This is a genomic window from Streptomyces sp. NPDC048172 (assembly GCF_043202595.1).
Classification (GTDB): domain Bacteria; phylum Actinomycetota; class Actinomycetes; order Streptomycetales; family Streptomycetaceae; genus Streptomyces.
In genome coordinates, this window is record NZ_JBIDAT010000004.1 from 323,062 (window position 1) to 343,639 (window position 20,578).

A 20,578-nucleotide genomic window follows, 5' to 3' on the forward strand; every position below is an offset into this window, starting at 1 on the left:
GCGGAGCCGCACATCAAACACAGCCCCGCGCCCCTGAGGGAACAGGGGCAAGCCCCGAGGCGTCGTGACCGGGCGCGCCCACGCGGCGGAGCCGCAAATCAGACACAGCCCCGCGCCCCTAGGGAGAAGGGGCGAGCCCCGCCGCCGGCCGGCGGCTCTGGAGGGTTGTGGTCGTCAGGAGGGCGGCTGTGGTGAGCAGGGCGGCGGCCAAGAGGAGGCTCAGGCGCATGCCTGAAGGGAAGTTGCGGGCGACGAGCGTGCCGAAGAGGGCGACGGAGAGCGCGCCGCCGGTCTGGCGGGAGGTGTTGAGGACGGCGGCAGCCGTCCCCGCCCGCTCGGCGGCGACACTGTCGAGCATGAGCGACGTCAGCGACGGCATCGCCAGCGCCCCGCCGACCCCCACCGGCACCATCAGCAGGACGACGACCGTGACGGGCGGCGTTCCCGGGCCCGTCGCCGCCAGGCCCGCGACGCCGGACGCGAGGGTGAGCAGGCCCGCGACGATCACGGCCCGGGCACCGAAGCGGGCGGCGAGCCGCGGTGAGGCCACGTTCGTGACGGTCGTCGCGGCAGCCATCGGCACGAACGTCGCACCGGCCGCGACCGGCGAAAGCCCGCGCACCTGCTGGAAGTAGAGGCCGAGCAGGAAGACCGCCCCGTAGAACGCGGCGTTGAGCGTGAAGCCGATCGTCACCGGTACGGCGACCGCGCGCCGCCGGAAGAGGGCGAGCGGCACCATCGGCCCCGCGGCCCGCGCCTCGACGGCCACGAACGCGATGCCCGCGGCGAGCGCCAGCGCGAGCGAGCCCAGCACGGCCGGTCGCGCGAAGCCCCCGTGGCCGCCCTCGATCACCGCGAACGTGAGTGCCGCCAGCCCGGCCACCGCCGCGAGCTGCCCCCGTACGTCCAGCGGCGCGGGGCGGCGCGGCGAGCGGGTCACGCGCGCGAGGAGCGCCAGGCCGAGGAGGCCCACGGGCAGGTTGATGAAGAAGACCGCGCGCCAGCTCAGTTCCGAGGTCAGGAGTCCGCCCAGCGCGGGCCCGGCGGCCAGCGCGACCGCTCCGGCGGCCGTCCACAGTGCGATGGCGCGGGCGCGTTCCCCGGCCTCGGCGTAGGCCTGGCGGATCAGCGCGAGCGAGGTCGGCAGCATCACGGCCGCCGCCGCGCCCTGCGCCACGCGGGCCGCGATCAGCGCGCCCATCGTCGGCGCGAGCCCGCATGCCAGCGAGGCGGCGGTGAAGAGGCCCAGCCCCCAGCCGTACGCGCGCCGGGCGCCGATCCGGTCGGAGAGCGAACCGGCGGAGAGCATCAGCGCGGCGAACATCAGCGTGTAGCTGTCCACGACCCACTGGAGCCCCGCCATCCCGCCGTGCAGCCCGTCCCCGACGGCGGGGAGGGCGATGTTGACGGCGGAGACGTCGACGGTGATGACGAAGAAGCCCAGCAGCGCGGCGAGCAGCGCGGGCAGCGACGCCCTCTCCCCGCGCGGGACTCGCGGGGCTCGCGAGGGTGACGTCGACGGTTTCGCAGGGGCGGGAAGTGTTCTCGTGGGCATGCCGGAACGATCGCCGAGGCCGGGCCCCGGCGGCAGACCGCGCTCTTCCGGGGAGTGCCGTGCCAGGGTGTGACAGGGCCCCTCACGGCCCTCCCGTCCCCCGCCTCTCCTGGGACAATGGACCGATGAGCACCGAAGCCAGCACCAACGGCGGCGGCACCAACGGCGGCGGCAGCGAGGGCACGGAGCTGGGCCGTTTCCTGCGTGCCCGCCGCGCCCGCGTACGGCCCGGGGACGTCGGCCTTCCCACCGGCACCGGCATCCGCCGCACCCCCGGGCTGCGGCGCGAGGAGCTGGCGACGCTGGCCGGGGTCAGCGTCGACTACTACACGCGGCTGGAGCGGGGCCGCGAGACCCGCCCCAGCCCGCCCGTCGTGGCCGCGCTGGGCCGTGCCCTCCAGCTCTACGGCGACGCGCTCCAGCGGCTGCGCGAGCTGGCCACTCTCGCCGCGTGCGCCACGGAGCGGGAGCCGGTGCCCATCAGCCGTACGGTCCGGCCGTCCGTCGTCCAGCTCCTGGAGTCGCTGCGCCCCACCCCGGCGTACGCCGTCAGCCGCATCAACGACCTGCTGGCCGCGAACGGCCCCGGGCTCCGCCTGCTGCCCGGCATGGACGAGTGGCCGCCGCACCGCAGGAACGTCACGCGGTACATGTTCCTGCACCCCCAAGGCCGCGTCCTCTACCGGAACTGGGAGGACATGGCCCATCACAGCGTCGCCCATCTGCGCGCGGTCGGCGGTGCCGACCCGGACCAGCCGGAGCTGGCGGCGCTGGTCGGCGAGTTGGTGATGAAGAGCCCGGACTTCGCCCGGATCTGGGCCAAGTACGAGGTGGCGGCGCGCGGCGGCGGCCTGAAGGTGTTCCAGCATCCGGACGTCGGTGAGATGTCGCTCACGTACGAGGTGATGACCCTCTCCCGGACGGACGGCCAGCGCGTCGTCGCCTACCAGGCGTCGCCCGGCACCCCCGACCATGACGCGATGCTGCTGCTCGACATGGCCAGTCCCGAGGACGCTTTCACTTTGACAGCGGACGGACCCACGGCATAACTTTCCGGCCACCTGTATCGCACAAGGATCCGAGTCCGAGGGGGGCGGCCGTGACGACGACTCTGCGTCTCACCCAGCGCCGGTACCTCGACCTGCGGCGGTCCACCAGCACGGGATGTTGAGGGGCACCTCCCCCGTTCCCCGCTCGCCCACGCAGCACCCTCCCCCTGGACCGTCATGCCCTCCGCCCGCGTATCGCGGCGCGGCCTGCTGTCGCTGGCCGCCGCCTCTTCCGGTGCCGCACTCCTGTCGTCCTGCGGCACCGGATCCGCCTCCGACGGCAAGGTCGTGCCCTTCTACACGACCGAGTCGGACCCCAAGTCGCTCGCCTTCTACCGCTCCGTGATCAGGAGGTTCGAGCGGAAGCACCCCGGCGTCACCGTGAAGATGACGCTCTACTCGGACGAGAACCAGCTCCAGTACCTCCAGTCGGCCATGCAGACCGGCACCGACATCGGCGTCTTCGCGCCACCGGCCGCGAACATCCTCGACTGGGCCGTGAAGGGCTATCTGCTGCCGCTCACCGGCATGATCGAGGAGATCGGCCGGGACGACTTCCTGCCCGGCACCCTCGTCCCGCACGGCGGCGAGGAGTACGCGATGCCGTTCCAGGCCAACGCGTCCGTCCTCTACTACCGCAGGGACCTGCTCGACAAGGCGGGCATCGACCCGCCCCGCAGCTACGGCGCCTTCCTCGGCGCCGTCCGCGAACTGCACGGCCGTGACGGCGTCGACGGCATCTCCTCCGGCGCGGGCAACACCCCGGGGATGACCACCCAGTTCCTCGCGCCCTACGTCTACCAGGCGGGCTGGGACTACTACGGGCCCGACGGCGAGGTGCTGTTCGGCAAGGACGAGGTGCTCGACGGGGTGAAGCGGCACGTCGCGATCATGCGGTACGGCCGCAAGGGCGCGTACAACACCAACTACCCCGACCTCATGAACACGTACATCTCGGGCAAGGCCGCCTTCGCCACCATGGCCGGGCGCCTCGGCGTGAACCTCGCCGCGCAGAACCCCGAGGTCGCCGAGGCCACGGGCGTACTCCCGGTCCCGGCGGGCCCGTTCCGCACGGGACGGCTGGCATACGGCGGCAAGAACCAGTACAGCGTCTTCGCGCACACCCGCCACAGACGCGAGGCCCGCGCCTTCCTCCAGGAGCTGACCACCGGCGAGAACGCGCTGAAGTTCTCCCTCACCGTCCCCGGCCACCTCGTCCCGCCGCTGAAGTCCGTCAAGGCGCGCCTCCGCGCGGAGATCGGCACCTCGGAGGACCCGTACCTGCGCAAGCACGGCGACTGGGTCCGTACGATCCTCGACCTCGTCCCGCACGCGCTCAGCCCCGACATGGCCATGGGCTCGGTCGTCGACGGGCGGTACGACGGGAAGCTCTCCAACCCCTGCCCCTGGGCGGGCAAGGCGTGGGCCCCGCCCCCGGCCGACGCGACGATGGTGCAGTCGATCCTGCTGCGCGGCGACGACCCGGAACGGGCGTGGCGCCGCGCCGTCGAACAGTTCTCCTTCGCGGCCCGCGACTGGCGGAAGGCCAACCCGGAGTGGAGGCCCGCCGCATGACGCTCGTACGAGCCGCGCAGTACGCGGCGCTCGTCGCGGTCGTCGTGATCGCGGATCTCCCCCTGCTGTGGATCGTGCTCACGGCCCTCAAGCCGGACCAGGAGATCATCGCCTACCCCCCGACCTTCCTCCCGCACGACCTCACGCTCGACAACTTCCGGACGCTCTTCGAGATCTCGCAGTTCGGCACGTACCTGACCAACTCACTGATCGTGGCGGCGTCCTCGACGGTGCTCGTGGTGCTGCTCGGCACCTGCGCCGCATACGCGCTCGTACGGTTCCGCATCCCGGGGCTGCGCTGGGTCGGGGAGCTGTCCCTCTTCGCGTACCTGGTGCCGCCGATCCTGGTGCTGGTGCCGGTCTCGCAGCTCGTGGCCCGCTTCGGGCTCGCCAACAACCTGGCCGCGCTGATCGTCATCTACACGGCGACGCTGCTGCCCTTCGCGCTGTGGACGCTGCGCTCGTACTTCCACGGGCTGACCGTGGAGCTGGAGGACGCGGCGATGGTCGACGGCTGCACCCGCTTCGGCGCCTTCGTACGGGTCGTGCTGCCGCAGTCCGTGCCGGGGATGGTCGCCACGGCCGTCTTCGCCTTCAACGCGGCCTGGAGCGAGTATCTCTTCGCCTCCACGCTGATGGCCGACCCGGAGAAGCTGACGCTCAGCCCCGGCCTCTCCCTGCTCATGGACCAGACGAGCGTCTACTCGTGGGGCGTGCTGATGGCCGCCGCGCTCATCGTCGTCGCACCGGTGCTGGTGCTCTTCGTGTTCGTACAGAAGTTCCTCGTCGGCGGCATAGGTCAGGGGGCCGTGAAGTGAGACCGTCCACGCCCCGCAGGGGCCTCTCGGACCGCACGCTGGGCACGCTGATGCTGCTCCCGGCCCTTCTGCTGCTCCTGGTCTTCGCCGTGTACCCCTTCCTCGCCTCGGTCTTCGACAGCTTCTTCCACGTCGACTTCCTCACCCGCGAGCACACCTTCCTCGGCCTCGACAATTACCGCCGCCTGTGGGACGACCCGGCCGTACGCGGCGCGTTCGCCCGCAGCGTGCTGTGGGTCGCCGGGAACGTGGTGGTCCAGGCGGTGGCGGGGGTCGGCATCGCCCTCCTCCTCAACGCGGGCCTGCGCGGCCAGACGCTGGCACGCGGCCTCATCCTCTTCCCGTACGTCGTCCCCGCCGTGGTCGCCGCGATGGTCTTCCGCTTCGCGTTCAACGACACCTCGGGCATGGCGGGTTACGTCCTCCGCACGCTCGGCCTCAGCGACTCCCTCACCAACCCCTTCGCCGACCCGGCGACGGTGATGGGCGCGCTGGTCGCCGTGAACTGCTGGAAGTACGTGCCGTTCATCGTCATCGTCGTCCTGGCCCGCCTCCAGACGCTGCCGGGCGAGCTGAAGGAGGCGGCATCGCTGGACGGCGCAGGCCGCCTCGGAGTCTTCCGCTACGTCACGCTGCCGTGGATCGCCCCTGCCCTGATCGTGGCGATGCTCATGCGCACGATCTGGACCGCGTACGACTTCGACCTGCCGTACCTGTTGTCGGGCGGCGGCCCCATGGACACGTCCACCACGGTGCCGCTGGAGATCCGCAAGCTCGCCTTCGCGGACCAGGACTTGGGCCTCGCCTCTGCGTTGGCGGTCTGCGTAGCGATCCTCCTGGTAGCCGGAGCCCGCCTCTACCTGAGGGCGTACAAGGCCTCCGAGAACGCCACGAACTAGCCCTCCTCCGCTGAAAAGGGGGTGCCCCTTGCCGCACACCGCAGACCGCGCCTACACCGTGGCTAGCCGCGCAGTTCCCCGCGCCCCTGGCGGGGCGCTCCTGCCCCACCCCTGCTCCGCCGACCACCCCTGTGCAGCACCGCCGGGACCCAACTGCCCCCGACCGCCCATCGCGGACTACCGCCGCGTCGTGGCTTGTCGCGCAGTTCCCCGCGCCCCTGAAGGGGCAAGCCCTGTTTCTCCGCTTGCTGCGCTTGGGCCACCCGCGCAGGCGGGGCACGCCCCACCTCTCCCTTCTGCGCTTGGGAGATCTGCGCAGGCGGGGCGCACCCCCGCTCCTCCCTTCTGCGCTTGGGACATCCGCGCAGGCGGGGCGCACCCCCACTCCTCCCTTCTGCGCTTGGGACATCCGCTCAGGCGGGGCGCACCCCCACTCCTCCCTTCTGCGCTTGGGACATCCGCGCAGGCGGGGCGCACCCCCACTCCTCCCTTCTGCGCTTGGGACATCCGCGCAGCCGGGGCGCACCCCCACTCCTCCCTTCTGCGCTTGGGACATCCGCACAGGCGGGGCGCACCCCCACTCCTCCCTTCTGTGCTTGGGAGGTCTGCGCAAGGCGCAGGGCTGGCAAGCGCAGCCCACCATGCCGGGGGCGCACGCTGTTCCGGCAAGTCATGAAAGGGCTCGTGTCCATGTCTGACGTGATCGACAAAGTTGCCGGGACACCCATCGTTCTACGGGCGTTCCGCGACAAGGCTTACGCGCACACCCAAGGCGCCCACGACGCCCTGCTGGCCGGAACCGAAGGGCTGGGGCGGCCGGAGCGGGCCGCGCTCGCCGCGTACGCGGCAGAACTCGACGGGGCCCCCGCCCTGGCCACGCACTATCGGGGCCTGGCCCCCACCCCCGAACCCAGCACCCGCTTCACCGCACTGCGCCGCCACGCGGAACTCCTCGTACGAGCCCCCTCCACCGCGACCCCCAGAGACATAGAGGCCCTGGCCCGAGCGGGCTGGGGCGCCCCGGAGATCGTCGCGGCCTCGCAGCTCATCGCGTTCGTGACCTACCAGTCGCGCCTCGCGGCCGGACTGAGGGCACTCGGAGGGCACCCCGCCGAAGGTGAGGCCGCGGAGCCACCCGCGTACGAGACGGCAAGCGAAGGACGCCCGTTCACGCTAGAACCCCTGGAATGGGACGCCTGGGTCCAGACCGTGGACGTGGACACCGCGACGCCCGAGCAACTGGCGGTGCTGGAGGAGTCCCTCCCCACCGCGAAGACCTCCCCGTACTACCTCGCCCTCGTCCACGACGTGACGGCACTGCGCGAACGCTCCCGGCTGTACAACGCGATCATGTACGCGCCGCGCGGCCTCGACCGCCGCGACCGCGAGATCGCCGCGCTCGCGGTCTCGCGCGTCAACGGCTGCGTGTACTGCGCGTCCGTGCACGCACGCCGCTTCGCCCAGCTCAACAAGAAGGACGCGGGCCCCGCCGAGGCCCTGCTGCGCGAGGGCCCGGCGGCGGACACCGGAACGGCGCGGCGCCGCGCGGTCACCGACTTCGCCGTACGCCTCACCCGCGAACCCGGCCAGCCGCTCGATCTGACGGCGCTGCGGACGGACGCGGGTCTGGACGACATGGAGATCCTGGACCTGATCCATGTCGTCGCCGTGTTCGCCTGGGCCAACCGCCTGATGCTGACCCTGGGCGAGCCCCGTACCACCGACGCCGTCGCCGTCACCGTCAAGGAGCCCACCGCATGACCCTGGACCACCCCCTCATCGACGCGGCACGCAAGCTGGCCGCCGAGACCCTCTCCCCCGCCGCCGAGCGGCACGACGGCGAGGGCGTCACGCCCGAGGCGGTCGCGGCGGTGAAGGCGTCGGGCGTGCTGGGCGTCAACGCCCCCGCCGCGTACGGGGGCGCGGCGGCACCGGCACCGGTGGGGCGGGAGATCGCGGAGATCCTGGCGGGCGCGTGCTGCTCGACGTTCTTCGTGCAGGCCCAGCACCACACGCCCGTACGGACGCTGGCCGACGCCGACGCCGACGGCGAGGCGGCGCGCGAGCGCTGGCTGCGCCCCCTCAGCGACGGCACGGCGCTCGCCGGGATCGCCTTCTCGCACCTGCGGGCCTACCCGAAGCTGCCGGTACGCGCGTCACGCGCACCCGGCGGCGGCTGGCGCTTCGACGGGCGGGTGCCCTGGTACACGGGCTGGGGCCTCAACGACGTGTTCCTGCTGGGCGGCGCGACCGAGGAGGGCGAGGTGGTCTTCGCCGTGGTCGACGCCGTCGAGCAGCCGGGGCTCGCCCCCACGGCCCCGCTCCAGCTCGCCGCGCTCACCGGCACCCGTACGGTCGGGCTGCTGCTCGACGGGCTCACGGTGCCGGAGGAGGCGGTGGCCGTGCGGCTGCCGCAGGAGGAGTGGGCGCGGGCCGACCGCCCGAAGAACACCAACACCAACCCGGCCGTCTTCGGCGTGGCTCGCGCCGCCCTCGGCCTGCTCGACGCGTCCGGCGACGGCGAGGCGAAGGAGACGGCGGGCGTCCTGCGCGAACGCCTCGACGCCGCCCGCCGCGACGCGTACGCCCTGGTGGACGAGGTGCCGCCCGCCGAGGCGCTGGCGGACAGGCTCGCGGTCAAGACCCGCGCCTACGACCTGATGCGGGCCGCCACCACCGCCGCGATCGTCGCGGGCGGCGGTCGCGCCTTCGCCCTCTCCAGCCCGGCCCAGCGCCTGGCCAGAGAGGGTCTGTTCCTGGTCGTCCAGGGCCAGACCCCGGAGGTTCGCACGGCCCACCTGGCGGCCCTACGGGCGTGACCGGGCCGGGTCTCCGCGCGGATCCGCCCGGTCGGCCAGGTGCCCGGCGGCCTGGGCGCGCAGCGGACCGCCGATGCCGGTGTCCCCGGCGACGGCGGCGAGCGCGTCGTCGGCGCCCGGGGCGTCGGCGCACGCGAGAAGGTACGCGGCCTGCGCCCGCACGGCATCGGGCAGTTCGGAGTCGCGGACGTACCCGTGCAGGTGGGCCGGGCCCCGGTCGTCACCGGCGTACGTCATCTCGCCCGCGGCCTGCACCCGTACGTACGGGTCGAGGCCGGGATCGCGGGCGAGCCCGTCGAGCGTCGCGTCGTCGGGGGCGCCCTCCAGCATCGCGGCCAGCAGGGCGACGGCGTGCTCGCGGCTTCCGGCCCCCAGCGTGGTGTCCCGGGCCAGCGCGGCGAGCTGGGCCACGGAGTGTGCCGGGTCCGCGTGCCGCAGCAGCTCGTACACCGTCCCCATCCGGTCCAGCGGAGGCAGGGAGGCGTCGCGCGCGAACGACTCCAGCAGCGCGGGCCCGCGCGGGTCGCCGAGTCCGGCGAGGGCGCCCGCCGCTTCCTGCCGGGCGGCGAGCGGCTGGGCGGGGTCGCACGCGAGGGTGTGCAGGGCGCCGGAGCCGCGCGCGTCACCGCGCGTGGCCAGCGCGCGGGCGGCCGACTGCACGCCCTCGGCATCGAGTGCGCTGCCGAGAGCGAGTTCACCGAGCAGCTCGGTGCCCTTGTCGTACGCGGTGTCCGACAGCCACTGTGCCGCCTCCACGCGCTCCCGGCCGTCGAGCGAGGGGTCGTGGACGAGGGCGACGAAGTGCGCCTCGCCGCGTTCCCTGTCCAGCCGGGTGAGCGCGTTCGCGGCCTGGCGCCGGTGGAGCGGGGGCAGGCGGGGGTCGCGGACCATGTCTTCCAGCAGGCTCCCGCCGTGCGAACCACCGTGCGAACCGCCGTGCGAACCGCCGTGCGAACCGCCGAACGGGCCCGCGAGTTCGCGCAGGGAGCGGATCGCCTCCGCCCGCTCGTCCGCCTCGCGGGCGCCGTCCCGCGCGAGGGAGTCGAGGGTCCGGGCGGCCCGGTCGAGGACGGAGTCCGGGAGCCGTGTGCCGAGCGAGACCAGCCCGGCGATGTAGCGCGCCCCCTGGAGTCCGCTGAGTCCGTCGAGCCCGGCGATGCTCTCCAGCATCCGCACGCCGTCGGCCGGAACCGCCTCGCCCCGGTCGAGCACGAAGCCTATGTACGAGAGTTGGCCGACGGACGACGCCCTGTACCCCTCGACGCAGAGAAGCCGCACGTCCTCGGCGGGCACGGCGCGGGCGGCCAGGTGCTCCAGCAGCGTGTGGTGGAGGAACTCGTAGTCTCCGCCGCGCAGCGTCAGCAGGCCGCTGCGGCGCAGGCTCGCCTCCAGGAAGTCCCGCCACGCCTTCGCCGAGACGCCGGGAGGCTGCTCGGTGTCCCGCAACGAGGCCAGCAGGTCGAGCACGGGCCGTTCGTCACCGCCGTACTGTGCGGAGGCGAGCGCGCTCATCAGCTCCGGCCAGGTGGTGAGGACCTCGTGCGCACGGTCGACGGCGGTCCCGCCGTACCGCTCCAGCGCGCTGCTGGTCTGCGGCACGATGCCCGTCGGCCCGGCGGCGTACTGCCGTTCGTTCAGCAGCTCCACGAAGTCGCGGTAGAGGGCGCCGCGGCTCGCGGGCAGCGGCTCGTCGGGCCGGGCCGCGTGGAGCTGGCAGAGCATGGTGGCCATCAGGGGCACACGGGCCAGCTCCTTCATGCCCGTGCGCCGCAGTGCGCCGAGGAAGGTCTCGGTCACACGGTCCGTCCCGGGCACCCCCAGGGCCACGAACCACTTGCGCGCGAACTCGGGCAGCTGCTCCTCGTCGAAGGCCTGGAGCTGGTAGCAGGGCGTTCCTTCCCCCAGCACGGCCAGGTCGCTCTCGGGGAGCGGGCGCGAGGCCAGGACGAACCGGTGCGTGGGCCGCTCCGCCGCCGCGACGAGGTTCTTCACCACGCTGAGCACCCGGTGCCGGGCAGCGGCATCGGTGATCTCGTCGACCCCGTCGACGAGCACCGTCCAGGGCACGCCGGGGGCCGGTACCTCCTCGAAGAAGGACGGCGGCAGCTCGCCGAGCAGGCCGTGGGCGCCCAGCTCGGACAGGGCGTGGCTGCTGAGCGCGCGGCCCAGCGTCTCGTCGGCCAGGGCCGCGGCGGGGACGAGGACCGGCACGGGAGCCGCACGCCCTTTCCGCCGCCGTTCCAGCAGCGCGGCCACATGGCTGCGCAGCAGGCTGGACTTGCCGCATCCCGGGTCGCCGAGCACGAGGCACAGCTCGTACGGGCCCGTGAGCACGCTCTCCGCCGAGACCCGCTGCGGCTCCTCGTGCCCGCCCCTGGGGACGGCGTGCTGACGCAGGTAGACCTCGGACAACGACGGAACGGTGCCGGGCACGACGCCGGGATACGGGTGCTCCCGGACGGCGTTCTCCACGGCCTTGAGATAGCGCGCGAGCCCGGCCGGGCGGACCGCGCCGCCGACGTACACGTTGCCCACGTACCCGGCCGCGAAGCTCCGGTTGTCCGCGTGGACGGACGGCCCGCCGTGCGAGGAGGCGTGCGGCTGTGCGTACGGCGGTGCGTGCGGCGGTGCGTGGGAGGGGCCAACAGCGGCCGGACCGGTCAGCCCTGTCCCTGGTCCGGCTCCGGAGGGCCCTGGATCGTGACGTCCCCATGGTGCACGCCGGTCGCGAACGACCCGCCCTCCGCCGTGACGCGGAAGTCGCCGCCCACGGCCACGCCGCCGGCCCCGGCCGACACCCCGGGCCCGGCACCGTGCCGCCCCAGCAGCTCCCGTAGCTCCGAGGCGGCCGATTCGCGCTCCTCCTCGTCCAGTTCCTCCAGGAGGTCGGCGAACCGGCCCCGCCACGCGGCCCGCTGCTCCGCGCGCGCCTCCGGATCCCCGTCCCGTACGGCCGCTTCGGTACGGTCGAGCCGCTCCAGCGCGAGGCCCTCGCGCCTGTCGTCGCCCCGTCCGAACCACCGGGCGACCCCGTCCCGCAGGCTCTGCCAGGCGTCCGTGCCCGCCGCCTGCACGAGCGCCGTCCCGCCCGACGCGGCCAGCGCGGCCACCGCTGCTGCTTCCTGCATTACCGCCCCTCTCCTCCGTGCGCCCCTACTCCAGCGTGTCGCACGGTGAGCGGGCAATGCGATCTCCGGCCACGTTGAACGAGTTACGTGGTGGAGCGCGCCCGGTCGAGCAGTACGAGCGGGATCGCGGCGGCGGCGAGGGCCGCGCCGATCAGGCTGACCGTCGTGAGCGCGGCGCCCCGGGTGAGGACGGCGGCGGCGAGGGCCGGGGTGGCGCTGATGCCCAGTTGGAACGCGGAGACGGTCGTGGCGCCCGCGAGGCGCGGCGCGTCGGCGGCGATCGCGAACACCCGTCCGTACACGGCGGGGTTCACCACGAACGCGGCGATCCCGAGCAGCGCCACCACCGGCACCACCGCCCACGCCCGGTGGACTGCGACGGTCATCGCGAGCGAGAGCACGACGAGCGCCGCTGCGCCGGTGAGGAGCGCGGCGTGCGGGCGCCGGTCGGCGACGCGTCCGCCGATGGACAGGCCGACGAAGGCCCCGGCCCCGAACAGGGCGAGCACCGCCGGGATCCATACCTCGCCGAGCCCCGTCAGGTCGGCGAGCATGGCGGCCAGGTAGTTGAACGTGATCATGTACGCCGCCGTCGTCAGGACCGTCACCGCGAGGATGCCCCAGAGCGCGGGACGGCGCATCGCCGCGAGCTCCCCCGCGAGGCCGGGCCGTACGGGAGAGACGGCACCGCCCGCCGCCCCGTCGGCCGCCCCGTCGGCCGGGATGCCCAGCAGGCAGCCGACGAGCCCGGCGACGGTCAGCGCGACCACGGCCCAGAAGCCGCCGCGCCAGTCGGTGAAGTGGCTGAGCAGCGTGCCCGCGGGACCGCCCGCGACCATCGCCACGCTGAGCCCGCTGACCACGACCCCGGAGGCCCGCGCGTTACGGTCCGGGGTCACCAGGCCGATCGCCGTCACCGAGGCGACGGCGAAGAAGCCCGCGTAGGCGACCCCGGCCACGATCCGGGTCAGCAGCAGCACCTCGTAGCCGCCGAGCAGCCCGACGGCGACGCTCGCGGCGAAGACGCCCTGGGTCACCGCCAGCGTCGTACGGCGCGGCCACCGCAGGCTCAGCACGGCGAACGGCGGCCCGCCCACGACGACGCCCAGCGCGAACCCCGTGATCAGGAACCCGGCCGACGAGAGCGAGACCTCCAGGTCGGCCGCCACGGCGGGCAGCACACCCGCGAGCAGGAACTCCGCGCTGCCCATCGCGAACAGGCAGAAGCCCAGCAGATAGACACCGGCGGGCAGCCGACGGTCCCGCTGTTCCGAACGGCCTCCCGAGCGGCCTTCCGAACGGCCTTCCATGACCGTTGCGTCCATACGGATCACCTCCACCGGGAGGGTCCGGGTGGCCGCCCCGTTCCCGCAACGAGCGTTGCCGTTTCCGGGACGCATTGATTGACTGCCCCCATGAACGACCAGCAGCCCAGCGTCAGCGCCGCCATCGAGCAGATCGCGCCCCGCCTGCGCCGCGCCCGCGAGAAGAAGGACCTCAGCCTGGCCGAGCTCGCGCGCGCCACCGGCATCTCCACCAGCACGCTGTCGCGCCTGGAGTCGGGCCAGCGCAAGCCGAGCCTCGAACTCCTCCTGCCGGTCACCGCCGCGCTCGGCATCCCCCTCGACGAGATCGTCGCCGCGCCGCGCGTCCTCGACCCGCGCGTGCCGCAGCACCCCACCCGTAAGGACGGCCGCGTCCTCGTCCCGCTCTCCCGCCGCCAGGGCGAGCCGCGCGCCTACAAGATGGTGATCCCGGCCCACGACGAAGAGCCCCATCTGCGCACCCACGAGGGATACGAGTGGCTCTTCGTCCTGCGCGGACGGCTCCGCGTCCGCCTCGCCGACCAGGACTTCGTGATGGGCGAGGGCGAGGCCGCCGAGTTCGACTGCCGGACCCCGCACTGGTTCGGCGCCGCGGGACGCGGCAGCGTCGAGCTGCTGAGCCTCTTCGGCAAGCAGGGCGAACGCATCCACCTGCGGACGCCCGGCCGTTGACGCCCCCTCCCCCCCTCTTACGGCGTGACACCGTCCAGCTCCGCCCACACCGTCTTGAGCGGCGCGGGCCCCTCCGTCACGCCCCACCGCGCGCTCAGCGCCGCGACGATCAGCAGTCCGCGCCCGCCCTCGTCCTCGTCCCCCGCCCGTTCCGGCTCGGCGGGCGGCCGCTCCTCGCACCGCGTGTCCGTCACCTCGACCCGCAGCGCCTTCGCCGTACCGTCGAGAACGAGCCGCAGCTCGAAGTCCCGCCCCGGCACGCGCCCGTGCAGCACCGCGTTGGACGCCAGCTCCGCCACGACGGCCCCGGCCTCCTCCGAGGCTCTCGCCCCGTACGGGACGCCCCACGCGTCGAGCTGGTGGAGCGCGAGGAGGCGGGCGAGGCGGGCCCCGCGCCTCGTGGCGGAGAACCGCTGGCAGAACACACGTACGGTAACGGGTGCTTGCGGCGGCGTTGTCGCGTGCATATGTCTACGGTGACCGTCCTGACCCGGCGTGACCAGCACTCCCGCCCGTACGGTGGGTACCCGTACGCCTACGGGGTGTCGACAGTACGCTGATCAACCCGTAACCCTGTGTGCATGAACGACCACGAAGAACCCGAATCCTCGGACAGCCTGCGCGAGTTCGGCGAGATCGTCCGCTGCTTCCGCGAACGCGCCGCGATGAGCCAGCCCGAGCTGGCGGGGAGGGTGGGGTACTCCCCGCACACCGTCGGCTCCATCGAACAGGGCCGCCGCTTCCCTCCCCCCGACTTTCCGGCCAAGGCCGACGAGGTCCTCGACGCCTTCGGCACGATCGAACGCGCCGCGCGCCATCTCTCCCGCAACCCTGGCCTCGCCAACTGGTTCCGCCGCTGGGCGAAGTTGGAGCGCGACGCGATCGCCCTCTACACGTACGAGTGCCGGGTGATCCCGGGGCTGTTGCAGACAGAGGCGTACATGCGCGCTGACTTCAGCAACCGAGTACCGCCCCTGCCGGACGCTCGCCTGGAAGCGCAGGTCGCAGCACGAATCCAACGACAGCGCATGCTGCGCGAGCGGCAAGAGACCTCGTTCAGCTTCATCGTTGAGGAGGCGCTGTTCCGCCGCTGCACGGGCGGTCCCGCCGTGACGCGCGAACTGATCGACTCCGTCCTGACGTTGGTGCAGCTCCGGAACATCGAGATCCAGGTCATGCCCCTCGTCCAGGAGAACCACTCCGGGCTGGCCGGGCCCATCCAGCTTCTGGAGACCCCGGAGAGCGCTTGGTACGCCTACTGCGAGGGCCAGCGAGGAGGCGTCCTCGTCACTGACGCAAAAGAAGTCAGCGTTCTCCAGGCGCGATATGCAAGCATGCGCTCACAGGCGCTCACCCCGAAGGACACGGTGAGCTTGCTGACGCAGATGCGAGGAGAGCTATGAACTGGTTCAAGTCGAGCTACAGCAGCAGCGATGGCGACAGCTGCGTCGAAGTCGCGCTCTCCTGGCGCAAGTCCAGCCACAGCGGCGGGGACGGCGATGCATGCGTCGAGGTCGCCCCGTGCGCCGAGGCAATCCACGTGCGGGACTCCAAGGACATCACGGTCCCCCACCTCACCCTCTCCCCCGAGGCCTGGGCAGCATTCACGGCGTACGCGCGAGCCACTCGCGCCTGAGCAGGCCGAACACCCAGGAGTCGGAGACCTCGCCGTTCACGACGCAGTCCTCGCGCAGGGTCCCTTCCCGTAGGAACCCGGCCTTCTCCAGGACCCGGGCCGATGCCGCGTTGCGCGTGTCGGCCTCGGCCTGGACCCGGTTCAGATCAAGCGTGTCGAACGCCCAGCGCAGCAGGGCGTGTACGGACTCCGTGGCGTACCCGTGGCCCCACATGGCCTCGCTGAGGCAGTAGCCCAGCGAGGCGCTGCGGAACTCCGGGTCCCATTCGATCAGGGCGCACCAGCCGACGAAGGCCCCGTCCGAGGCACGGTCGATGGCGAGGCGCGCGCCCGTGCCCTCGTCCGCCAGTTCCCGGCACTTCGCGAGGAAGCGCGAGGCGCGGGCACGCTCGGTCCACGGCGGCGAGTCCCAGTACCGCATCACGGTGGTGTCGCTGTGGAGCGCGAAGAGGGCGTCCGCGTCGGTGTCGGCGAAGGGGCGGAGCCGCAGGTGGGCGGTGTGGAGTTCGGGCGTGGGCAGAGTCATGGGCCCTATCTTGCACCGTGAGTTACGGCCAGCAGCGCCGCGAGGCCGTCCCGCAGGTCCTTGAGGAAGAGGTCGGGGACCTCCAGGGACGGGAAGTGGCCTCCGCGCTCGGGTTCCGACCAGCGGACGATCTGCCGGTACCGCTGCTGCGCCCAGGGGCGCGGGCACTTCTCGACGTCGCGCGGATAGGCCGTGATCGCGGAGGGGACGTCGACCCGGAGGTCGGGGTCCAGGGAATTGTGGCTCTCGTAGTAGATGCGGGCGGCCGAGGCGCCGGTCCGCGTCAGCCAGTACAGGGTGACGTCGTCGAGGACGCGGTCCAGGGAGATCGTCTCGAACGGGCTGTCCTCGGTGTCCGACCACTCGGCGAACTTGTCGAGGATCCAGGCGAGGAGCCCGACCGGTGAGTCGACGAGCGCGTACCCGGTGGTCTGCGGCCGGGCCGCCTGCTGCTTCGCGTACGCCGCGCGGCGGGCCCAGAAGTCGTGGGTGTCCTCGGCCCACGCGCGCTCGGCCGCCGTCAGCCCGTCGGTCGTCATCCCGGGCGGCGCGTCCGCGAACGTGGTGTGGATGCCGAGGACGTGCGCGGGGAACCTGCCGCCGAGGACGGTGGTGATGTTGCCGCCCCAGTCGCCGCCGTGGGCCAGGAAACGGTCGTAACCGAGCCGCCCCATCAGCTCGACCCATGCGGCGGCGATCTTCTCGGTCCCCCAGCCGCTGGTGGACGGCCTGTCGCTGTAGCCGAAGCCCGGCAGCGAGGGGACCACGACGTGGAACGCGGGCGCGTCCGCGTCCGCCGGGTCCGCCAACTCCTCCACCACGTCCGCGAACCGGACGACGCTGTCCGGCCAGCCGTGCGTCATGAGCAGAGGGGTGGCGTCCGCGCGCGGGGAGCGGCGGTGCAGGAAGTGGATCCCCAGGCCGTCGATGGTCGTACGGAACTGGCCGATCCGGTTGAGCTGCTTCTCGAACGAGCGCCAGTCGTACTCGGTGCGCCAGTAGGTGACGACGTCAACGAGGTCGGCGAGCGGAACGCCCTGCTCCCACCGGCCGGAGCCGGTCGCGTCGCGCGGGACCGTCTCGGCCTCCGGCAGCCGCGCCGCGGCCAGCCGGGCGCGGAGATCGTCAAGATCGGCGTCGCTGGCGTGGGCTTCGAATACGTGCACGTCGCTGGTCGGGCGGGACATGAGACCTCCTGGCCTTGGAGCCTTGATGGAACCGGCTAAGACGGTTCTAGCAGCTTCCGGCGTCGGCCCGCAACCGGCTAAGGTGGTTCCATGAGTGCTGGATTCCCTGACTTCCGCCTCGGCACCGTCCTCTCCACGAGCTTCACGGGGACGCTGTCGGAGCGGCACGGCGAGCCGATCGAGCGCATCCCCGTTCCCCACCGGCTCGTCGACTGGCTGGCGGTCTACGGCCTCGCCGTGGACTCCTGCAGCCCTGCCCAGCTCGAACGCGCCCGGGAGCTGAGGGAGGCGATCCACGCCGCCGCGACCGCGGCCGCGCGCGGGGACGCGCTGCCCACGCCCGCCGTCGAGGTCATCAACGACTTCAGCGCCCGGGGCCGGGCCTCGGCGGCCCTGACGCCCGAGGGCGAGCGGCAGTGGCGGCTCAGCTCGGCCTCCCCCGTGGAGGACGCCCTCGGCGTGATCGCCGCCGACGCGATCAGCGTCATCGCGGGCGAGCGGGACGGAAAGCTGGCCCTTTGCGCGTCACCGACCTGCCTGGCGGCCTTCTTCGACACCAGCCAGAGCCGCACCCGCCGCTGGTGCGACATGAACACCTGCGGGAACCGCCAGAAGAAGGCGCGCTTCCACGCCAAGCAGCGCGCCTGAACCGTGACAGGAGGTGTCACGATTCGCTGAGAGCGTGGGCGTAGTCGACGTACCGAGTGAGGAGCCCACGTGGGATCTCAGGTCAACCCGTGCATCACGTTCAACGGCAACGCCCGGCAGGCGATGGAGTTCTACGAGCGCGTGTTCGGCGGCAAGCTGGAGCTGAGCACCGTCGCGGACTCCGACAAGGTCATGCACTCCCGCCTCGACACCCCGGCCGGATACACGCTCATGGCATGGGACTTCCCGGACGACAGGCCGGGCCATCCGCCGTACCGCCCGGGGAACAACGTCGCGCTCTTCCTGGACGCCGACGGCGACGGCGACGAGGACGAAGGGAACGGGCTGCGCGACCACTTCGGGAAGCTCTCCGAAGGCGGCACCGTCACGCTGCCGCTGGAACAGCAGGTCTGGGGCGATGTCGCGGGCTCGCTCATCGACCGCTTCGGGATCACCTGGATGTTCAACATCAGCACCACTTCGCGAGGCACCTGAACCGTCCCGGAAGTCGAAGGCGGACCTTCAGACGTTCGCCTGCCGGGCGAAGGGCCCCCGCAGGGCCGCCCATTGCAGGAGCAGGACGGTCTTGCCGTCGGTGATGCGTCCGTCGTAGGTCATGGCGAGGGCCTCGGAAAAGGGGAGTTCGAGGACTTCGATGTCCTCGCCCTCCTCCTCGACCCCTCCGCCCGCGCCGGTCCGGTCGGCCGGGGTGTAGGGAGCGGCGAAGAAATGGAGGCGCTCGGTGACGGAGCCCGGGCTCATGTAGGCGTCGAGCACGTGGGTGAGCGGGCCGAGTTCGACGCCGAGTTCCTCGGCGCTCTCGCGGCGGATCGCGGTGTGCGGGTCCTGGGCGTCGAGCAGCCCGGCCGCCGCCTCGATGAGCATGCCGTCGAGGTGGCCGTTCACGTAGGCCGGGTAGCGGAACTGGCGGGTGAGCAGGACACGCCCGGCTTCGATGTCGTAGGGCAGGACCACGGCGCCGTTGCCACGGTCGTAGGTCTCGCGCTGCTGGGTCTCCCAGCGTCCGTCACGGCGCCGGTAGTCGAAGGTGGTGCGCCGCAGGACGTGCCAGCCCTGGGAGGTGAGCTCGACGTCGCGTATCCGGACGTCGGGGTTGCGGTCGAGGTCACGCCCGGCGAGGTGGAGACCGGTGCGTCCACGGTGATCGGGGGTCTCGACGCCCGGGCCGCCCGTCACATGGCCTCCCGCGCGTCGCCGTCGGCGCCGGAACGGCAGGGGCCTGCGAGGGGGATGAGCAGAGGCTTGTCGGTCATGGCGGCTAAGATACACGCAGAAACGTGCAAGAACAGGAAGGAACGTGAATGCTGGCCGCCGAACGACGCACACACCTGCTCGGTCTGCTCGCCCGCACGGGAAAGATCGTGGCCAAGGACGTCGCCGTCGAACTGGGCATCTCCGAAGACAGCGTGCGGCGCGACCTCCGCGATCTCGCCGCCGAGGGGCTGTGCCAGAGGGTGTACGGGGGCGCGCTGCCCGCCTCTCCCGCGGTGGTGGACTACGACGCCCGGCAGGCGGTGGCCCCGGACGGCAAGCGGAAGGTCGCCGCCGCGGCCGCCGCACTGGTGCGGCCCGGCGGCTCGGTGATCCTCGACGGCGGCACCACCGCCCTCGCCGTGGCGCGGGCGCTCCCGGAGGACCTCGCCTGCACAGTGATCACCCACAGCCCGACGATCGCCACGGCTCTGCTCGACCACCCGCGGGCGGAACTCTTCCTCCTCGGGGGGCGCGTCTTCAAGCACTCGGCGGTCGCCTGCGGCGCCGCCGCGGTCGAAGCCGCGCAGAACGTCTCCGCCGACCTGTGCCTGCTCGGCGTCACCGGCGTCCACCCGGAGGCCGGACTGACCACGGGGGACGCCGAGGAGGCGGCGATGAAGCGTGCCCTCGCCGCGCGGGCCGCGGACACCTACGTCCTCGCCTCCCACGAGAAGATCGGTACGGCCTCGCCGTACCGCGTCCTGCCCTGGGGGAAGATCACCGGGCTGATCACCGACGCCGATCCTCACGACACGGTCATCGAGTCGCTCAAGACACTCGGCGTGGAGATCCTCCCGGCCTGATGCCCCTCGGGCCATGGGCTATGGGCTATGGGCTACGGGCTCAGCGCCGTCCGCCGAAGGTCCAGGTGTGGATCTCGACCTCACCGTAGAGCTCGGCGCACGGGTCGCCCGCCATCATCGCCCCGGCCGCGTCCCGGTCCGGCAGCTCCGCGAGGAGCGCGGTGCCGCGCCAGGCCGTGCCGTCCTCGGAGAACAACGGGCCGTAGGCGATGAGGCGTTCGGCGTACTCGGCGGTGAAGTAGCCGCGCTGAGCGTCCTCCAGGGCCTGGGGGACGCCGGGCGCCGACCCGTGGGCGAGGATCAGGAACCGCTCGTACCCGGGCCGCTCCCCGGCGTACTGCCACATCGTGCGGCCGAGGACGTTGCGCCAGCGGCGGATGAGGACCTCGTCCTCGTAGACACCGGCGCGGTGGTTCGGCTCGTCGTACGCGAAGGCGCGGACCGCCTCCGCGTCGGGGAGGTCGACGATGTGCAGGCTGCCGGTCACCGTGTCCCCGTCGGGGGCGAACGTGGGACCGCGGGCGATCATGCCCTCGGCGTACTTGTCCATGAAGGCCCAGTGGTCCTCGCCCAGGCTCATCCGCAGGTCCCACGTGCCCGGCCTGTCACGACAGTAGAACAGGTGCTCCATGACCGTCCGTCCCTCCCCGAAGAGCCGCCAAG

General features: G+C 72.6%; 21 protein-coding genes. 12 read left to right on the top strand and 9 right to left on the bottom strand.

Translation table 11 applies throughout. The features are described from left to right. Nucleotides 1-118: 118 nt before the first annotated feature. Complete coding sequence (locus ACGF3A_RS19225) at nt 119-1,555, bottom strand: MFS transporter (RefSeq protein WP_393731282.1); 1,437 nt, start codon at nt 1,553-1,555, stop codon at nt 119-121. Between the two features lie 125 nt (nt 1,556-1,680). Between ACGF3A_RS19225 and ACGF3A_RS19230 the strand changes: the two genes are divergently transcribed. From ACGF3A_RS19230 to ACGF3A_RS19255, 6 genes are all read left to right on the top strand, one after another. Next, nucleotides 1,681-2,604, top strand: coding sequence for a helix-turn-helix transcriptional regulator (locus ACGF3A_RS19230; protein ID WP_393731284.1), 924 nt, complete (start codon nt 1,681-1,683; stop codon nt 2,602-2,604). 177 nt (nt 2,605-2,781) lie between these two features. Beyond that, on the top strand, nt 2,782-4,179 hold the full coding sequence (locus ACGF3A_RS19235) for an ABC transporter substrate-binding protein (protein WP_393731286.1): 1,398 nt from the start codon (nt 2,782-2,784) through the stop codon (nt 4,177-4,179). Further along, nucleotides 4,176-4,997: a carbohydrate ABC transporter permease gene (locus ACGF3A_RS19240; protein ID WP_393731288.1), complete on the top strand. Its 822-nt coding sequence runs from the start codon at nt 4,176-4,178 to the stop codon at nt 4,995-4,997. The genes ACGF3A_RS19235 and ACGF3A_RS19240 overlap by 4 nt, the downstream gene beginning before the upstream one ends. Then, the gene (locus tag ACGF3A_RS19245) at nt 4,994-5,896 is read left to right on the top strand and encodes a carbohydrate ABC transporter permease (protein ID WP_393731290.1); all 903 of its coding nucleotides are present in this window, start codon (nt 4,994-4,996) and stop codon (nt 5,894-5,896) included. Before ACGF3A_RS19240 ends, ACGF3A_RS19245 begins: the two co-directional genes overlap by 4 nt. A gap of 690 nt (nt 5,897-6,586) precedes the next feature. After that, nucleotides 6,587-7,657: a CMD domain-containing protein gene (locus ACGF3A_RS19250; RefSeq protein WP_393731292.1), complete on the top strand. Its 1,071-nt coding sequence runs from the start codon at nt 6,587-6,589 to the stop codon at nt 7,655-7,657. Next, nucleotides 7,654-8,715: an acyl-CoA dehydrogenase family protein gene (locus ACGF3A_RS19255; protein ID WP_393731294.1), complete on the top strand. Its 1,062-nt coding sequence runs from the start codon at nt 7,654-7,656 to the stop codon at nt 8,713-8,715. Before ACGF3A_RS19250 ends, ACGF3A_RS19255 begins: the two co-directional genes overlap by 4 nt. Here the strand turns inward: ACGF3A_RS19255 and ACGF3A_RS19260 are convergent. The 3 genes from ACGF3A_RS19260 to ACGF3A_RS19270 form a co-directional block, all read right to left on the bottom strand. Next, the gene (locus ACGF3A_RS19260) at nt 8,704-11,250 is read right to left on the bottom strand and encodes an NACHT domain-containing protein (RefSeq protein WP_393731296.1); all 2,547 of its coding nucleotides are present in this window, start codon (nt 11,248-11,250) and stop codon (nt 8,704-8,706) included. The two genes, ACGF3A_RS19255 and ACGF3A_RS19260, sit on opposite strands and share 12 nt — an antisense overlap. A 125-nt stretch (nt 11,251-11,375) precedes the next feature. Next, nucleotides 11,376-11,843, bottom strand: a complete 468-nt coding sequence (locus ACGF3A_RS19265; RefSeq protein WP_393731298.1) for a hypothetical protein — start codon at nt 11,841-11,843, stop codon at nt 11,376-11,378. An 83-nt stretch (nt 11,844-11,926) separates the two neighbouring features. Further along, nucleotides 11,927-13,243, bottom strand: a complete 1,317-nt coding sequence (locus tag ACGF3A_RS19270) for an MFS transporter (RefSeq protein ID WP_393731300.1) — start codon at nt 13,241-13,243, stop codon at nt 11,927-11,929. A 15-nt stretch (nt 13,244-13,258) separates the two neighbouring features. Between ACGF3A_RS19270 and ACGF3A_RS19275 the strand changes: the two genes are divergently transcribed. Then, nucleotides 13,259-13,840: a helix-turn-helix domain-containing protein gene (locus ACGF3A_RS19275; RefSeq protein WP_393731303.1), complete on the top strand. Its 582-nt coding sequence runs from the start codon at nt 13,259-13,261 to the stop codon at nt 13,838-13,840. A gap of 17 nt (nt 13,841-13,857) precedes the next feature. On the opposite strand, the gene ACGF3A_RS19280 is transcribed toward ACGF3A_RS19275, so the two are convergent. Then, entirely contained in the window at nt 13,858-14,307 is a 450-nt protein-coding gene (locus tag ACGF3A_RS19280) for an ATP-binding protein (RefSeq protein ID WP_393731305.1), read from the bottom strand. Between the two features lie 114 nt (nt 14,308-14,421). Between ACGF3A_RS19280 and ACGF3A_RS19285 the strand changes: the two genes are divergently transcribed. Further along, nucleotides 14,422-15,243, top strand: coding sequence for a Scr1 family TA system antitoxin-like transcriptional regulator (locus tag ACGF3A_RS19285; protein ID WP_393731307.1), 822 nt, complete (start codon nt 14,422-14,424; stop codon nt 15,241-15,243). Continuing rightward, entirely contained in the window at nt 15,240-15,476 is a 237-nt protein-coding gene (locus ACGF3A_RS19290; protein ID WP_393731309.1) for a DUF397 domain-containing protein, read from the top strand. Before ACGF3A_RS19285 ends, ACGF3A_RS19290 begins: the two co-directional genes overlap by 4 nt. Here ACGF3A_RS19290 and ACGF3A_RS19295 read toward each other — a convergent pair. Further along, nucleotides 15,445-16,002 carry a GNAT family N-acetyltransferase gene (locus ACGF3A_RS19295; protein ID WP_393731311.1) on the bottom strand — a complete coding sequence of 186 codons (558 nt, stop codon included), beginning with the start codon at nt 16,000-16,002 and terminating at the stop codon, nt 15,445-15,447. The two genes, ACGF3A_RS19290 and ACGF3A_RS19295, sit on opposite strands and share 32 nt — an antisense overlap. A 5-nt stretch (nt 16,003-16,007) precedes the next feature. After that, nucleotides 16,008-17,189, bottom strand: a complete 1,182-nt coding sequence (locus ACGF3A_RS19300) for an epoxide hydrolase family protein (RefSeq protein WP_393731313.1) — start codon at nt 17,187-17,189, stop codon at nt 16,008-16,010. 90 nt (nt 17,190-17,279) lie between these two features. Here ACGF3A_RS19300 and ACGF3A_RS19305 point away from each other — a divergent pair, with 90 nt between their 5' ends. After that, nucleotides 17,280-17,837: a CGNR zinc finger domain-containing protein gene (locus ACGF3A_RS19305; RefSeq protein ID WP_393731315.1), complete on the top strand. Its 558-nt coding sequence runs from the start codon at nt 17,280-17,282 to the stop codon at nt 17,835-17,837. Nucleotides 17,838-17,906: 69 nt separating this feature from the next. Beyond that, nucleotides 17,907-18,332 carry a VOC family protein gene (locus tag ACGF3A_RS19310; RefSeq protein ID WP_393731317.1) on the top strand — a complete coding sequence of 142 codons (426 nt, stop codon included), beginning with the start codon at nt 17,907-17,909 and terminating at the stop codon, nt 18,330-18,332. 27 nt (nt 18,333-18,359) lie between these two features. Here the strand turns inward: ACGF3A_RS19310 and ACGF3A_RS19315 are convergent, their stop codons facing one another. After that, the gene (locus ACGF3A_RS19315) at nt 18,360-19,034 is read right to left on the bottom strand and encodes an NUDIX domain-containing protein (RefSeq protein ID WP_393731319.1); all 675 of its coding nucleotides are present in this window, start codon (nt 19,032-19,034) and stop codon (nt 18,360-18,362) included. 125 nt (nt 19,035-19,159) lie between these two features. Between ACGF3A_RS19315 and ACGF3A_RS19320 the strand changes: the two genes are divergently transcribed. Further along, nucleotides 19,160-19,915, top strand: a complete 756-nt coding sequence (locus ACGF3A_RS19320) for a DeoR/GlpR family DNA-binding transcription regulator (protein ID WP_393731321.1) — start codon at nt 19,160-19,162, stop codon at nt 19,913-19,915. 40 nt (nt 19,916-19,955) lie between these two features. On the opposite strand, the gene ACGF3A_RS19325 is transcribed toward ACGF3A_RS19320, so the two are convergent. Further along, entirely contained in the window at nt 19,956-20,546 is a 591-nt protein-coding gene (locus ACGF3A_RS19325) for a YciI family protein (RefSeq protein ID WP_393731323.1), read from the bottom strand. Nucleotides 20,547-20,578: the final 32 nt, after the last annotated feature.